14 protein-coding genes are annotated in these 15,480 nt (G+C 73.0%); 9 read left to right on the forward strand and 5 right to left on the reverse strand.

The window, feature by feature from the left end; genetic code table 11:
- The first annotated feature begins 8 nt into the window (after positions 1–8).
- The 3 genes from ACQP10_RS04635 (at position 9) to ACQP10_RS04645 (ending at position 4,059) form a co-directional block, all read left to right on the forward strand.
- Entirely contained in the window at positions 9–710 is a 702-nt protein-coding gene (locus tag ACQP10_RS04635; protein ID WP_179819737.1) for a metal-dependent transcriptional regulator, read from the forward strand.
- A 126-nt stretch (positions 711–836) separates the two neighbouring features.
- A complete protein-coding gene (locus ACQP10_RS04640) occupies positions 837–3,077 on the forward strand; it encodes an ATP-binding SpoIIE family protein phosphatase (RefSeq protein ID WP_179819736.1) in 2,241 nt (746 codons plus the stop codon).
- A 205-nt stretch (positions 3,078–3,282) separates the two neighbouring features.
- Complete coding sequence (locus tag ACQP10_RS04645; RefSeq protein WP_433540947.1) at positions 3,283–4,059, forward strand: alpha/beta fold hydrolase; 777 nt, start codon at positions 3,283–3,285, stop codon at positions 4,057–4,059.
- Positions 4,060–4,092: 33 nt separating this feature from the next.
- On the opposite strand, the gene ACQP10_RS04650 is transcribed toward ACQP10_RS04645, so the two are convergent.
- Together ACQP10_RS04650 and ACQP10_RS04655 are read right to left on the reverse strand one after the other, a co-directional pair.
- Positions 4,093–4,968, reverse strand: a complete 876-nt coding sequence (locus ACQP10_RS04650; RefSeq protein WP_433540948.1) for a hypothetical protein — start codon at positions 4,966–4,968, stop codon at positions 4,093–4,095.
- 252 nt (positions 4,969–5,220) lie between these two features.
- On the reverse strand, positions 5,221–5,382 hold the full coding sequence (locus ACQP10_RS04655; RefSeq protein ID WP_179819733.1) for a hypothetical protein: 162 nt from the start codon (positions 5,380–5,382) through the stop codon (positions 5,221–5,223).
- Between the two features lie 101 nt (positions 5,383–5,483).
- Here ACQP10_RS04655 and ACQP10_RS04660 point away from each other — a divergent pair, with 101 nt between their 5' ends.
- Entirely contained in the window at positions 5,484–6,026 is a 543-nt protein-coding gene (locus ACQP10_RS04660) for a hypothetical protein (protein ID WP_346017610.1), read from the forward strand.
- A 55-nt stretch (positions 6,027–6,081) separates the two neighbouring features.
- Here ACQP10_RS04660 and ACQP10_RS04665 read toward each other — a convergent pair whose 3' ends face one another.
- Complete coding sequence (locus ACQP10_RS04665; RefSeq protein ID WP_346017609.1) at positions 6,082–7,227, reverse strand: acyl-CoA dehydrogenase family protein; 1,146 nt, start codon at positions 7,225–7,227, stop codon at positions 6,082–6,084.
- 292 nt (positions 7,228–7,519) lie between these two features.
- Between ACQP10_RS04665 and ACQP10_RS04670 the strand changes: the two genes are divergently transcribed.
- From ACQP10_RS04670 to ACQP10_RS04685, 4 genes are all read left to right on the forward strand, one after another.
- On the forward strand, positions 7,520–9,385 hold the full coding sequence (locus ACQP10_RS04670) for a hypothetical protein (RefSeq protein ID WP_433540949.1): 1,866 nt from the start codon (positions 7,520–7,522) through the stop codon (positions 9,383–9,385).
- A 15-nt stretch (positions 9,386–9,400) separates the two neighbouring features.
- The gene (locus tag ACQP10_RS04675) at positions 9,401–10,267 is read left to right on the forward strand and encodes a class F sortase (protein ID WP_346017607.1); all 867 of its coding nucleotides are present in this window, start codon (positions 9,401–9,403) and stop codon (positions 10,265–10,267) included.
- Between the two features lie 215 nt (positions 10,268–10,482).
- Positions 10,483–10,785 (forward strand): hypothetical protein, encoded by a 303-nt coding sequence (locus ACQP10_RS04680; protein WP_346017606.1) that lies wholly within the window; start codon positions 10,483–10,485, stop codon positions 10,783–10,785.
- Between the two features lie 30 nt (positions 10,786–10,815).
- Positions 10,816–11,862, forward strand: coding sequence for a class I SAM-dependent methyltransferase (locus ACQP10_RS04685; RefSeq protein ID WP_389990982.1), 1,047 nt, complete (start codon positions 10,816–10,818; stop codon positions 11,860–11,862).
- A gap of 104 nt (positions 11,863–11,966) precedes the next feature.
- Here ACQP10_RS04685 and ACQP10_RS04690 read toward each other — a convergent pair whose 3' ends face one another.
- Together ACQP10_RS04690 and ACQP10_RS04695 are read right to left on the reverse strand one after the other, a co-directional pair.
- The gene (locus ACQP10_RS04690; protein WP_433540950.1) at positions 11,967–13,274 is read right to left on the reverse strand and encodes a TolB family protein; all 1,308 of its coding nucleotides are present in this window, start codon (positions 13,272–13,274) and stop codon (positions 11,967–11,969) included.
- On the reverse strand, positions 13,271–13,771 hold the full coding sequence (locus tag ACQP10_RS04695; RefSeq protein WP_346017603.1) for a SigE family RNA polymerase sigma factor: 501 nt from the start codon (positions 13,769–13,771) through the stop codon (positions 13,271–13,273). Before ACQP10_RS04695 ends, ACQP10_RS04690 begins: the two co-directional genes overlap by 4 nt.
- 185 nt (positions 13,772–13,956) lie before the next feature.
- Here ACQP10_RS04695 and ACQP10_RS04700 point away from each other — a divergent pair, with 185 nt between their 5' ends.
- Positions 13,957–15,438, forward strand: coding sequence for a glycerophosphodiester phosphodiesterase (locus ACQP10_RS04700; RefSeq protein ID WP_346017602.1), 1,482 nt, complete (start codon positions 13,957–13,959; stop codon positions 15,436–15,438).
- Positions 15,439–15,480: the final 42 nt, after the last annotated feature.

A 15,480-nucleotide genomic window follows, 5' to 3' on the forward strand; every position in this document is an offset into this window, starting at 1 on the left:
GAGGAGCCTTGACCGCACACGGCCTGATCGACACTACGGAGATGTACCTCCGCACCATCTTCGAGCTGGAGGAAGAGGGGATCGTCCCGCTGCGGGCCCGGATCGCCGAGCGGCTGCAGCAGAGCGGCCCCACCGTCAGCCAGACGGTCGCCCGCATGGAGCGCGACGGCCTCGTCCGCGTGGAGGGCGACCGCCACCTGGCCATGACCGATCTCGGCCGCACCCTGGCGACGCGCGTCATGCGCAAGCACCGCCTGGCCGAATGCCTGCTCACCCAGGTGATCGGGCTGCCCTGGGAGGAGGTGCACGTCGAGGCGTGCCGCTGGGAGCACGTCATGTCCGAGTCGGTGGAGGCCCGGCTGGTCTCCCTGCTGAACAACCCGACCGAGGACCCCCACGGCAACCCCATCCCCGGCCTCGACGAGCTCGGTGTCGAGGGCCCCGGGAACGGCTGGGAGTCGCTGCCGTCGATGGCCGCGCTGGCCGGACCCAGAGATATACCCGTCGTCGTCCGCCGAATTAGCGAACAAGTGCAAAGCGATCCGGCTGTGATGCTTAAACTCAAGCAAGTTGGGATACAACCCGGACGCGAGGTAACGCTCGCGGCGAGCGACGACGGTGTGCGGGTGACAGGTGACGACGAGGCGGAGAACCATCTTGCGGAGCTTCCGCGGGAGATCGCCGCGCACGTCTTCGTCTCCACTCGCTGACCAGGGCCCCTCTGCTTGGTTGGATCCCCCTGGGGAGCCCCTCCGCTTCCACTCCCAGGCCGAGACTGCAGCTGGAGCAACCGTGGTTCGCTTTGCGCACACCCGTCCTCAAGGGGTGGTCACCGGATGAAGCGGTGGGGGGATCTCTCACCGGAAACCGCCGACCACCTCACGGCCGGTTCCGTTCTCGACCACGCCGAGATGGCCGTGGTCGTCACCGACAGATTCAGCAACATCCTCTACCGGAACCCGTTCGCCGAGAGGCTCTTCGGCCGCCCCGCGGCCGCGGCCTCCCGGGAACAGGCGTTCTCCCTCGGCGTCATGGAGAAGGATCACCCGCTCGCCGGTGAGCTCGCCAAGCACGTCCTCAAGGGCGGGGTCTGGGAGGGCACCTTCGACGTCCGTCGCGGCGACGGGACGATGATCTACGTCCGGGCGCAGGCCGTGCCGCTGCGCCACCCCTCGGGGTCGGTCAGCGGCATCGTCATCACCGCCCGCGAGGCGATGCGCAGCAACGAGCGGGAGAAGGACCGCTTCGGCCTGCTGGAACGGATCGGCGAGCGGCTCGCCGGGTCCCTCTACGTCGAGGAGACGCTCAAGCGGGTCGCCGAGATGCTCGTCCCGCAGTTCGCCGACCACTGCTTCATCGAGCTGATGGAGGGCGACCGGCTGACCCGCAGGGTCTCCACCCACGTCCAGGGCTGGAGCCCGCCGCCGGACACCTGGGCGCCGCTCGGGGCCGAGATCCGCTACCCCCCGGGTCACTACGCCGACATCGCGCTGCGCCGCCAGGAGACGGTCCTGGTCGAGGACTTCGCGCAGACCAACTACCCCAGCCCCGGCGAGGCCAACACCCGTCTGGCCGCCGAGATCGGGCTGACCTCGGCCATCGTGGCGCCGCTGTGCGTGCGCGGCGAGACCCTCGGGCTGATGTACCTCGGGCTGTCCAACCTCACCGACCGGCGCAGCCCGCACTACGACGCCTTCGACCGCGACTTCGTCGGGGCCATCGCCACCCGCGTCGCCGTGGCCGTGGACAACGCGCTGCTGTTCGAGGAGGAGCGGCACACCGCCGAGTCCTTCCAGAAGTACCTGCTGCCCCCCGCGCCGCTGCCCGAGCTCGACGGGCTGGAGATCGCGGTCCGCTACTACCCGGCGGCCCCGCTCGCCAGCCACGGCCAGGGCATCCAGACCCAGGTGGGCGGCGACTGGTACGACGTCATCCCGCTGTCGGCGGGCCGGGTCGGCATCGTCATCGGCGACGTCGAGGGTCGCGGCGCCAAGGCCGCCGCCGTCATGGGTCAGCTGCGGGCCGCGCTGCGCGCCTTCGCCCAGGACGACAAGCCGCCCGCGGAGATCCTCGCCAAGCTCGACGAGTGGACCCGCATCATCGCCACCCCCGAGCGCGACGACAGCGGCACCGACGTCAGCGTCCCGCCCATCGTCACCTGCCAGTACCTCGTCTACGACGCCTGGTCGCGGCAGCTCTCCTTCGCCAACGCCGGCCACGCCCCGCCGCTGCTGCTGCACAACGGGGTCTGCCGGGAGCTGCAGATCGAGGAGGTGGGCCAGCCCCTCGGCGTCCGCGCCAAGGGCATGCACGCCGACCTGGTCTACAAGGAGGAGACCCGGACCCTGCCCCCGGGCGCCGCGCTCGTCCTCTACACCGACGGCCTCGTGGACCGCCGCCCGGTGCGCGACGCCGACGGCCGGGCGCCCACCGAGGAGGAGACCTTCGACATCCTCCGTGGGCGGCTCGTCCAGGAGTCGGGCTCGTCGGTGGAGCGCATCGCCGACGCGGCGACGATCGCGGTGCCGGGCGAGATCGACGACGACATGGCGATCCTGGTGGTCAGGTCCGCCCCCGACGACCTCGACGTCGAGGAGCGCACGTTCCCGGCCCAGCCGATCATGGTCGGTGAGGCCCGCCGGATGGCGTTGGACGCGTTCACCGGCTGGAGCGTCCCCGAGGAACGCGCCGAGCTGGCCTGCCTGCTGGTCTCCGAGGTGGTGACCAACGTCGTGCTGCACGCCGCCACCGCCAGCGTCCCCCGGCGGGAGCTGCCGATGGACGGTCCCTCGCTGTCGTCGCTGTCGTTCGACGAGTCATGGGGCGACGGCCCCGACTTCGACGACGAGGTCACCGCCGAGAAGGAGTTCACGCTCCGGCTGCGCCGGGGCCGCGACGCGGTCTGGGTGGAGGTCTTCGACCAGGACCTGCGGCTTCCCCGGATCCGCAGCGCCGGGGAGAACGACGAGGGCGGCCGGGGTCTGTACCTCGTCGACCAGCTCGCCAGGCGCTGGGGGTCACGGCCCACCAAGGAGGGCAAGGCCGTCTGGTTCGAGATCCCCACCAAGACCCGCTGAGGCCCCGGTCCGTCGAGGTTCCGGCCCATTGGGTCCCGGTCCATCGAGGTTCCGGTTCGCCGAGGTCCCGCCGAAGCGCCGTCCCGCCGCCGAACCCTCCCCGGCGGCGTCCGGCCCGGTGGCCCTCCGGCCGTCTCCTCCGCCGGGGCGGTGGTACGGCGCGCGCGGCTGGTCGGCCTCCGCGCGAAGTGCTTGACTCGTGGGCATGGAACTGGCCTTCGAACGGCGCGGGGTGGGTCCGCCCCTGATCCTGCTGCACGGAATCGGGCACCACTGGCAGGCGTGGCTGCCGGTGCTCGACCGTCTCGCCGCCGAGCGGGACGTCGTCGCCGTGGACTTCCCCGGCTTCGGCGTCTCACCGCCGCTGCCGCCCGGCACGCCGTACACCCCCGAGGCGCTCGCCGACGCGGTAGAGGCGTTCTGCGGGGTGCTCGGCCTGCGCGAGCCGCACGTCGCGGGCAGCTCCCTGGGCGGTTACGTCGCCCTGGAACTCGCCGCCCGAGGGGTGGTCCGCACCGCCACCGCCCTCTCCCCGGCCGGGTTCTGGAACCGTACCGAGCTGGCCTATGCCCGCGCGGTGCTCCGGGCGGCCAGGTCGCTGGCGCGCGAACTGCCAGCCGGACGCGCCCGTCCCCTCGCCGAGCACCGGATCGGCCGGACGCTGGCGATGGGCCTGATGACGGCCCATCCGGACCGGCTGCCCGCCGAGGCGATGACGGCCGCCACCGAGGCGCTCGCCGGAGCGCCGGGGTTCGACGACGTCCTCGACGCGTTCCTGTGGACGATGCCGCCCGCTCCGCCGAAGGTGCCGATCACCATCGCCTGGGGCGAGCGCGACCGGCTGCTGCCCCGGCGCCAGGCCGTGCGGGCGGCCCGGTGGTCGGGACAGCGGGTACGGCTGCTGCGGGGATGCGGGCACCTGCCGATGAGCGACGACCCCGGACTGGTCGCCCGCGTCATCCTGGAGGGCTCCTCCGGCTGAACCCGCGCCGGGGTGTACGGCGCGCGGCCGGGCTTACCGGGTTCCGCGGCGGCGGTTGCGCAGCGCCGCCACTCCCGCGACCACGGCGGCCAGCGCGCCCGCCGTCACCGCCGTCGCGGTGTGGCGGCGCTGCTGCACGGCGGTGCCGGCCAGACCCCAGACCAGCGTGGCGGGATAGGAGATCGAGCGGGGCCCGACGGCGGTCACGGCCGTGGCGACGGCTCCGGTCACGGCCAGTGCCGGGACCGCCCAGCGGCGCTGCGGGTCGGCCGCCGCGGGGCCGTCGACGGTGCCGTCGAGCACCGAGATGGCCGACGCCAGGGTGAGCCAGCCCGCGAACCCGGCGAGCGGTTCCCGTACCGCCCAGCGCCACCCGTCCCGCCGCCCGCGGTCCCCGCGGGAACCGTCCCCGGCGGCGTCCGGGGTACCGGGGCGCCCGGCTTCGCCCGTGCTCCCCGAGCCTCCAGTGGGGGCCCAGGAGCCGGTCCCGCCGCCGAAGGGTCCCTCGGTGGCCTCGGCCCACTTCCGCTCCTCGGGGGTGTCCCGGCCGGTGAGGGCGTAGGCCGCCATCGCGGACGCCCAGGTGACGCCCACCAGGGGCAGGAACGCCCGGGTGCCCTGCGCGCGGCTCCACAGGCCCGCGCCGAGGTAGCCCAGCGCGGCGGGCAGGGCGAGGCGGCCGAGGACGTGGTCGGCGCGCCGCCGCGGCATCGCCTGGTAGGCGGCGTAGGCCAGTGAGCCCGCGTAGATCGGCCCCCAGATGCCGAAGGCCCGGCTGGGCGGGACGATCGCCGACGGCGACCGGTCCGCGTCGCCGTAGTTCCCGGTGGCCCCCAGCGTCAGGCCGGTCACCACCGCCCCCGCCGTCAACGCCTGCCGTGCCGCGCCCTGCCGCATGCCGTCTCCCATGTCCCCGAATCCACCGCGAGTGGCCCGGCGAGACGCGTCGCGTCTCGGCCGACCGGGTTCCCGCGTGCCGCGATGGCCCTTCGACGGGCTCACTTCCCCGGACGGGCCCGCCCATTCGGCGCGGACCCGGTGCTCGGCGGAGACGGCCGGCGCGGGCCGGCTCGCGGCCGGCCCGTCCCGGAGGTACGGCGGACCACGGAAACGCCCGGCCGGCGGGCAGGGCCGGTCACCGGCCGGGAGGTCCGGGCGCGGTCAGCGGAACGTCCGGCCCCACAGGGCGAGGACCACCAGGATGAACACGATCACGATGCCGGCGTAGCCGACGGGGCCGAGCCGCAGTGCCCGCCGCATCCGGTTGAGACCCCAGGCGAACAGGATCGCCAGGAAGATCAGCAGAATCAGCCCGCTGTCCATCACCACCGCCTCAGGGAGTCCACGCAGACCAGTATGCGTCGACGGAGCCGATCACGCGGCGGGTAACGGCCGGATGCGATCACATGAGATCGTTGCACCTCATGAACGCTTCACCGAAGATATCGCGCATCCTGCCGGCCGCCGCCCTCGCCGTCGGTCTTCTGGCCGGGCTGACCGCCTGCTCCGGTGACGGTGACGGCGGCGAGTCCGCCGCGCCGGCTCCCGCCGCCTCGGCGACCGAGCCTTCCACGGCGCCCGAGACGGCCTCGGAGCCGCCCGCCACCGCCCTGCCCACCGCCACCGCCCTGCCCACCGTGACGGCCACGCTCACCGCCTCGCCCGCCGCGACGCCGAGCGTCTCCGGCATGCGGGGGCTGGACGGGGACCTGGTGGGGGACGTGCAGCTCCAGGGAAGCGACGCGATCACGGTGGCCCCCGAGGGCGAGGCCGCGCGGCAGGCCGGGCTCACGCCGTTCACCGAGGTGCTCGACGTGCAGGGCGGCATCTGCACGAAGGGTTCGCTTCCGCACCGGTGCACCATGGACCAGCTCCGCAAGGCGCTCAAGGCAGGGAAATCCCTCTACGCCAAGGTCACGATCAAGGACGGCTTCGCCATGCGGGTCGAGGAGATCGTCCCGGACTGACCGGGGCGCGGAAGCCGAAGAGCCGGCCTGGGAGGCCCGGAGGCCGGCCGGAACCTCAGAAGCCGAAGGAGCGGCCGATGATCTCCTTCATGATCTCGGTGGTGCCGCCGTAAATGGTCTGGACGCGGCTGTCGATCCACGCCCTGGCGACCGGGTACTCCAGCATGTAGCCGTAGCCGCCGTGGAGCTGGAGGCAGCGGTCGATGACCCTGTTCTGCAGCTCGGTGGTCCACCACTTGGCCTTGGCCGCGTCCACGACGCCGAGCTCTCCGGCGTTGAGCGCCCGGACGCACCTGTCCACGTAGTGGCGGGCGATATCGACCTCGGTGTCCAGCTCGGCCAGCACGAACCGGGTGTTCTGGAAGCTGCCGACGCTGCGCCCGAAGGCCGTGCGGTTCCTGCAGTACTCGATGGTCGTCCGCAGCACGGTCTCGGCGGCGGCCACCGCCGCCACGGCGATCGACAGCCGCTCCTGCGGGAGGTTGGCCATGAGCTGGTAGAAGCCCTGCCCCTCCTGCCCGCCCAGCAGGTTGGCGGCGGGGACCCGGACGTCGTCGAAGAACAGCTCCGCCGTGTCCTGGGCGTGCATGCCGATCTTCTCCAGGTTGCGGCCCCGGGTGAAGCCCTCCATGCCCCGTTCGACGACGAGCAGCGAGATGCCCCGGGCGCCCGCGTCCGGGTCGGTTTTGGCGACCACGACGACGAGGTCGGCGTTGATGCCGTTGGTGATGAAGGTCTTGGAACCGTTGACGACGTAGTGGTCGCCCTCCCGCACCGCGGTCGTCCGTACGCCCTGCAGGTCGCTGCCCGCGCCGGGCTCGGTCATCGCGATGGCGGTGATCAGCTCGCCGCTGACGAACCCGGGCAGCCAGCGGGCCTTCTGCGCGTCGTCCGTCAGGCCCAGCAGGTAGGGGGCCATCACGTCGTTGTGCAGGGAGAAGCCCAGACCGGACGCGCCGGCCGCGATGATCTCCTCGACGATCACGGCGTTGTAGCGGAAGTCGGTGATGCCGGCTCCGCCGTATTCCTCGGGCACCGTGAAGCCGAACATGCCGACCTCGCCGGCCTTCTTCCACACCTCGCGGGGGACGATGCCGTCCTTCTCCCACCGGGCGTGGTGCGGGACGACCTCGCGGGCCAGGAACTCGCGCACGGTCTCGCGGAAGAGCAGGTGCTCCTCCTCGAACAGGTCTCGCTGCATCGACGGATCCTCCCGGGGCGGTCCTGAGGTCGTGCGTAACAGAATACGATTCTGTTGCCGCCGCGGTACAGTCCGGCCGATGACGCCGGCGCGGCTCCCGTCCGGGCCCCGACCGGCCGGAACGCGTCGCTCCCGCAGGGTGTCCTCCCGGGGGACGGCGCATCACAACTGCGCCACGGTCCCCTGTGGATTCGCTGATCCCGCTGCGCCAAAGATGTCGAAAACCGTACGATCTACCCTTGGTTTGCTATGGGTGGCCCCAAACAGCGGCCCCGGCGATCGGAGTGTTGTGGTGGTTCGGTGGCGGTCCAGGCTGAGCAAGCCCGTCGCGGTCTCGATGCTGGGGCTGCTGGGCGGGGCACTGGTCGTGCTCCCCTCGGGACAGGCGAGCGCCAACGCCGCCGAGCTGGTGGTCGACTACCAGTGCACCGGTAACGGTCCGGACAGCATCGCGCAGAGCGGCCCGGTGCGTCTGCGGACCCGGGTGTCGGTCCCGACGACGCTGACCGTGGGCCAGCCGCTCAACATCGGCTGGAAGCTGGGCTACCTCGGCAACGCCAGGTTCGGCTCGCCCGGCTTCTTCGCGCCCGGCGCCGCGGTCACCGCCACCGGCACCGTGGCGCTGTCGGGCGTCTGGAGCGGAGACCTGAAGCCGGTGGGCGCGGTGGAGCAGCCCCGCCAGCTCCAGCCGGGCACCATCCTGAAGCTCCCCGAGACGATCTCCGACTTCGCGCACACCGACCAGGCCGGGACCCTCAAGGTCACGCCGCGGAACATCGTGCTGGACTTCACGCCCCCGGCCGGCGAGGTCATGGTCAACGACGACGACCCCCGGGTGGACTACTCCGGGGGCGGCTGGAAGGACCTGAACGACCAGCCCATCCAGAACAACGACTACCACTACGACCTGCACCGCACCGAGGAGAAGGGCGACACCGCCTCCTTCACGTTCACCGGCACCGGCATCGAGTACGTCGCCCAGCGTGACTACCGCGCCGGGAAGGTCCGCTTCTACATCGACGGTGAGGCCGCCACCCCCGCCTACGTCGACGCCTCCAAGAAGGCCGACGGCTCCCCGTCCACCGACGCCGGCAAGGGCGGGCTGACCCTGTGGCGCTTCCGCGGGCTCAGCTACGGCAAGCACCTCGTCCAGGTGGTCAACGACGAGCAGGGCAAGTGGGGGCAGCTCGACGCGTTCCGGGTGATCACCAAGGAGCTGGCCGCCCCGCCGAAGGCGCACCGGGTCACCTGCAAGATCGTCAGCAATCCGGTGTCGGTGAACGTCGTCATCTCGGACCCCTCGTCGACGACCCCGCCGCCGAACACCACCCCGCCGACCTCTCCGAGCCCGACGGAAGACCCGACCAACACGCCGACGGGCGGCCCGACCACCCCTAACCCGCCGACGTGCCTCCCGACGAACCAGCCGCTCGTCCCCACGGTCACGCCGACGCCCACCCCCACCCCGACGAGCACGCCGACGGCGACCCCGGATCCCACCGCGACACCGACCTCCACGGAGGACGCTCCCGCCGTCGCGGATGACCCGAACGTGGCTCCGGAGGGCTTCGACAAGGCCGCGAGGACCCCCACCCCGCCGGAGACGCCCGCGCCGACCGACCCGCCGACGGAGCGGATGCCGATCGCCCCGACGCTGACCCCGGCCCCGACGCAGACGCCGACGTGCCCGCCGGCCACCCCCACGAACACGCACACGAGTACGTGGAGCCCGACGCCTACCCCGACATGCGTCATCATCACTCCCACGCCGACGCCCACCTCGACGGTCACGCCGACCCCTACGCCCACCGTCTCGTGCTCGCCGACGGCGAGCCCCACGCGGACCACGCCGACCCCCGCGCCCACCCAGACCACGCCCACGCCGACCCAGAGCAACAACGCCAACGGCAACACGTCGACCCCGAAGCCGACGCTGACCGTGACGGCGACCGTCACCCCCACCAGGACCGCCCCCACCACCCCGCAGGTGGCGATCACCCCCTCGGGCGGCGCCCAGACCGGTGAGGCCCCCGAGGAGGAGGGCGGCCCCTCGGGTCTCATGCTGGTCGGCGCCGGAAGCGCCATGCTCGCGGGCAGCGGGATGGGCGGCGTCGTGCTCGTACGGCGGCGCGCGGCACACGCCCGCGGCCGGAGCTAGGTAAGGAGGCGCCGGATGTACTCAGGGCCCTCGCACGGCGGCCCCGGACCCTACGGGCACGACCCCCACGATCCGTACGGCGCCGGCCGCCCGCCCAGGAGCGCACGGAGGCTGCTGATGCCCGCGCTGCTCGTGGTCGGGTCGCTCGGCGGGATCGGAGCGATCATGGCGGGGCTGCTCACCTTCCTGTCCCCGGCGGACGAGGAGGAGTACTACCGGGCCTCGGAGTCGCAGTCGGCGACCGGCACGGCGCCGCAGAACCCCCCGCCGCCGGTGGCGGCGGGGGAGGAGAACCCCGCGCTGACGCTCTCGGCGGCCGTCGGGCCGGGCGGGCTGGACGGGCCGCTGACGGCCGCCGCCCCGACGGCGCCGCCTCCGCTGCCCGTGGTCCAGCCGCCGGAGCCGCTCAGGACCGCCGCGGGCGTGCGGCCGAACAAGCTCTCCATCGGGAAGATCGGCTTGCTGGCCCCCCTGACGCAGCTCGGGGTGGACGCCAAGAAGGAGGTCCAGACCCCTCCGCTGAGCAAGCCGAAGCTGGCGGGCTGGTACAGGCACGGACCCGTCCCCGGCCAGCAGGGCCCCTCGGTGATCCTCGGCCACGTGAACACCAAGAGCGGTCCCGCCGTGTTCAGCCGCCTGAAGGAGATCAAGCGCGGCGACAAGATCAAGGTGTCGCGGTCGGACAAGGCCGTGGTGGAGTTCACCGTGGACGGCGTGGAGCAGGTCAGCAAGAAGGCGTTCCCGTCCAAGCGGGTCTACGGCAACACGGGTGAGGCCACCCTGCGCCTGATCACCTGCGGCGGCGTCTACAACCCGAGGATCGGCCACTACACCGACAACATCATCGTCTACGCCACCCTCTCCAAGGTCGTCCGCCGCTGACCGCCGGACCGAGGCGGCGTACGCGCGGCCGTACCGGGGCGGGCGGAGCCGGATCGGCACCGGCACGCCGGGCCTGCCGTACGGCGTCGCCGCTGGTCGGAAGGCCGATCGTTACCCTGGAGGGAACGGGGCCGTATCCGCCCGCGACGCGTGCCGTGCCGCGGGCGGGGAGCCGGGGACCGAGGGTCGCGGCGGGGCCGGAGGGGGTGTCGCGCATGGACGGGCGGGTGGAGCAGGTCCGCGAGATCCTGCACGAGGCGGCCGAGACGCATGACCGGGTCTATCGGATCACCGACGGCGTCGACGACGACTGGCCGTACTGGTACGCCGACTGGCTGGTCAACCTCTCGGAGCTGCCGGAGGCGCTGGGCACCGAACCGCTCCGCAGCCGGCTCGTCTACGAGCTGGTCAGGCTGGACGCGGAGTACGCGACGGCCGACCGGTCGGAGCCCTGGGAGGTCTTCTACGCGCGGGGCCTGGTCGACCGCCTCCGTCCCGGCCGCGGCCCCCTGTCGTAGCGGCGCGGCGCCGGAGATCCGGGAGGACCGATGGACGAGTCGAAGCTGCGGAGGCTGGTGGAGCGGGTCACCGGTGACATGGGGGCGGCCTTCGGGGCGGCGACCGTCATGCTGGGAGACCGGCTGGGCCTGTGGAAGGCCCTCGCCGGGGCCGGGCCCCTCACCCCGGAGGAACTGGCCGGGCGCACCGGCACGGACCCCCGGCTCATCGCCGAGTGGCTCGCCGCCCAGGCCGCCGCCGGGTACGTCGACTACGCCGACGGCGTGTACACGTTGACCGACGAGCAGGCCGCCGTGTTCGCCGACGACTCCAGCCCGGCGTTCATGGTCGGGTTCGCCGAGGTCATCGGATCCGTCCACCGCGACGAGGCCAAGGTGGCGCGGGCCTACCGCGGCGAGGAACCGCTCGGCTGGGGCGACCACGACCCGGCGCTGTTCCGCGGGGCCGAACGGTCCTTCCGGTCCGGCTACGCCGCCAACCTCACCGTGAGATGGATCCCGGCGCTCGACGGCGTGGAGGCTCGGTTGCTGGCCGGCGCCCGGGTCGCCGACGTCGGCTGCGGGCACGGCACCTCGACGCTGGTGATGGCGGCGGCCTACCCGGAGTCCCGCTTCACCGGGTTCGACCAGCACGGGGAGTCGATCGCGCGGGCGCGCGGGCTGGCGGAGCGGGAGGGGCTCGCCGGCCGGGTGAGGTTCGAGCGGGCCGATGCGTCGGCCTACCCCGGCAACGGTTACGACCTGGTGTGCCTGTTCGACTGCCTGCACGACATGGGGGATCCGGTGGGGGCGCTGCGGCACGTCCGCGCCACGCTGGCCGGTGACGGCACCGTGCTGCTGGTCGAGCCGTTCGCCACCGGCAGGCTGCCCGACGACTTCACCCCGGTCGGGCGGGTCTTCCGCAACGCCTCCGCCACGGTCTGCGTGCCCAGCGCGATATCGCAGGGCGGCACGGAGGTGCTGGGCGCGCAGGCCGGACCGGAGCGGCTCCTCTCCGTCGCGCGCCGGGCCGGCTTCACCCGGGCGCGCGAGGCCGCGGCCACCCCGATCAACCTGGTGCTGGAACTCAGACCCTAGGCGGCCCGGCCCGCGGAGGACGCGGGCCACCCGGGCCGCACGTCCGCCCACGCCGTACCCGGTGGGAGGAACGGGCCCCGCGCCTCCCACCGGCCGGATCCGGATCACTCGATCGCGGCCAGGTCCACGATGCGCATCCTGTCCGCGAGGCGGACGGCCAGCAACCGGTCGTCGCCGCCGTTGGGAATCGTCAGGCTCACATAGGTCTGCTTCTTGATGTGCCGCCCCCGGATCACTCTCGCGGGGATCGTGCGCTTCTCCGGCCGCACGCCGAGGTCGGCGGACCTTCCGGTGTCCGCGTCGTACAGCGCCACCCCCGCCGGAGCGGCCTCCCTGCCGTTGAGCTGGAACATGAAGAACCGTCCGAGGCCCGCCTCGGCGCCCGGCGCGGACCGCGTCGGCAGCTCGCGCTCCCCGGAGCCGTCGCGGTCGCGGACGAACCACGTCGCGGAGACGCCGTTCCTCGTCTTGACGCCCACGCACCGCTCGACCCCGCACCGGACCTGCTCCTCCCCGGGGTTGACCACGGCGTCGCGCCGCTCGCCGGTCTCGGCGTCGAGCAGCTCCCGGAAGACCACCTTCCCGCGGTGGACGCCCACCCAGGGCCACCGCAGGATGCGGTGCCGTTCGGCGCCCTTCACCGGCCGCGGCCGACCGCCGCTCAGCGGCACCCGGTGGACGCCGCCCTTCTCGTAGGCGAAGACCACGTCCGAGCCGGCGACGGTCAGCCCGTTGATGTGGCCCTCCTTCATGACGTCCCCCAGGGGGACGTCGGTCACCGGCCGGGGCCGGCCGCCGGTGACCGGGACCGTCCAGATCCGGGCGACCCGCCGCCGGCCCGGCTCCTTGTACGACGACCACCACACGATGTTCCCGCCCCCGGCGGCGACGTCGTCGGCGTAGATGGCCGAGCCCTTCGTCGGTGGGATCTCGGTGATCCGGGTGGGCCGGCCGCTGTCCAGGTCGTAGCGCCACAGGAACTGGCGTTTCCCGTCCAGCGCCGTCGTCATGACCAGCAGCGTGCGGTCGTCGAGGAGCAGTTGCGGCTCGTACTCGCGGCCGTCCGGCAGCTTGGCCGGGAGGTCGTGCACGGCCTTCGGCCACACCTTCGTGACGGACGGCGGCATCTCGTCCGCCGGAGGCTCGGCGTGCTTCGTCGCGCCGGGAGAGGCGGACGGCCCGCTCTCGCCCGTCACGGGCGGTGGCGCGGCCGGTCCGCGGAGGGTGTTCACCGCGGCGCCCGCGCCGATCACCACGGCCGCCACCGCGGCGGCCGAGAGCAGAGCCGCCGTCCGGGTCCGACGGCGGCGGTGGCGCGCCTCGACGGCCGCGGCCAGCCCGGCCGACGCCCGCGGCGCCTGGTCCGCCGCCCCGGACAGGACGCGGCTCAGCGTGTCTTCGAGGTGGGTCATCGTGTGCTCCCGTCGGTCACCGGTGCGGAGGAGAGGGCGGCGCGCAGTTTGTCCAGGCCACGGAACGCCTGGCTGCGCACGGTTCCCGTGGAGATGCCGAGCACCTCGGCGATCTCGGAGTCGGAGAGCTGCTCGTAGTACCGCAGCACCAGGACGGCGCGCTGCCTGCGCGGCAGCTCGGCGAGCCGCAGCCAGAGGCCCTGCTCCTCGTCGGAGGGGAAGAACGTGTGCCCGGCCCGTTCCGGCGGCGTCCAGGTGAGACGCTCGCGCCTGCGGCGCCGCCACAGGCTGATGTGCAGCCGCGCCATCGTGGTACGGACGTACCCCTGCGGTTCGTCCTTGCGCCGGACCCTCGGCCAGGCGCCGCGCAGCCGTACCAGCGCCTCCTGGACCAGGTCGGCGGCGTCGTGGGGGTTTCCGGTGAGGACGTGGCCGTACCGGAGTAACGCGTCCCCGTGTTCCGCCACGAAGCCCTCGAACCCGGATGCGTCATCCAATGGTCGTCCCTTTCTCATTCGTCATGACCCGGACGACCTTCGGGGTGGATGCGTTGCACGGCGGCCGGCACCGATTCCGGCGTGCGGCGCGCGTGACGCCGATGTCCGGCCGTTAGCCGTTCGGCCGGAACGGGTAGATCCACACCAGTCTCCCCCCGTGAGAACGAGTGGCGGGAGTGACACTGGTGAGCACTGTCCGGGCCGGAGCGGCGGCCCTTCTCATCGCAGTGGCGGCGGTCGGAGCGCTGAACCACCAGAACGCGGGCGGACGGCACGGCAGGCCGGGTGGCGACCGGCACCACGTGAAGTCGCTGTTCGACCGGCACGGCAAGTCGCTGTTCGACCGGCACGGCAAGTCACCGGGCGGCTGGCGCACGAAGTCGAGGACGGGCTGGCACCCGCGGCAGGGGGCCGTACGGCGGGCACAGACGGAGTCCGGCCGCCACGCCCGGCCGGGCGGCGGGCGTCCCGCGACGCACCGGGACTCCGACGCCGACGAGTACCGCGACTCGGGCGGCGAGAGCAGCACGAGATCAAGGAGCGAGCACCGGGTGAGCTCCGCCGCCGACTGGCGTCTGGGCCCGCTGGACGGCCGGACCATGCGTCCGGTGGCGTACCGGGCCGAGTACCCCGGCGGCGTGGCCGGCGGGGCCGAGCGCCACGGCAGGGCGCCGATCGTCATCGCGCACCGCGGAGCCAGCGCGCTGCGGCCCGAGCACACCCTCCTCGCCTACAACCTCGCCGTCCGCTCGGGGGCCGACTACATAGAGCCGGACCTGGTCTCGACCAAGGACCACGTGCTGGTGGCCCGGCACGAGAACGAGCTGTCGCAGACCACGGACGTGGCCCTCCACCCGGAGTTCGCCGCCCGGCGGACCACCAAGGTGATCAACGGTGTCCGCCGTACCGGCTGGTTCACCGAGGACTTCACCCTCGCCGAGCTGCGCACCCTGCGCGCCAGGGAGCGGCACCCGGGTCGGCGGGGTGGTTCCGTCTACGACGGCAGGGCGGCGATCCCGACCCTGGACGAGATCGTCCGGCTCGCGCAGCGGCGCGGCGTCGGCGTCTACGCCGAGACCAAGTTCCCGAGTTACTTCGCCTCGATCGGGCTGCCGCTGGAGGAGCCGCTGCTGGCCACCTTCAGCCGGTACGGCTGGGACGACGCGGCGGACCCGGTGTTCATCGAGTCCTTCGAGACCGGCAACCTGAGGAAGCTCGGCGCCATGACGCATCTGCGGCTGATCCAGTTCATCGGCGGCAGGAGGGCGCCGTTCGACCTGGTGGCGGCCGGTGACACGCGGACCTACGACGACATGGTCACCCCGGAGGGGCTGCGGGAGATCGCCGGTTACGCCGACGGCATCGGCGTGAACACCCGGCGGATCGTGCCGCGCGCCCCCGACGGGAGGCTGGGGCCGCCGACCTCGCTCGTCGACGACGCCCATGCCGCCGGGCTGCTGGTGCACGTGTCGACGGTCCGCGCGCAGAACGGCCGGCTCCCGGCCGACTACCGCCTGGGCGACCCCGCCGTCAGGGGGTACCGGGGCGCCGCGGGTGACGTGGCCGGCTGGCTGGACCGGCTGTACGGCCTCAAGGTGGACGGGGTCTTCGCCGACGATCCGGGCGTCGCCCGCGCCGCGCGGGACCGCCTGTTCCCACGCGTGTGACCGGCGGGGGGCCGGTGACCGGATTGCTCGTTATTCGCCGAA

The organism is Streptosporangium sandarakinum, from assembly GCF_050942225.1.
Lineage (GTDB): Bacteria > Actinomycetota > Actinomycetes > Streptosporangiales > Streptosporangiaceae > Streptosporangium > Streptosporangium nondiastaticum.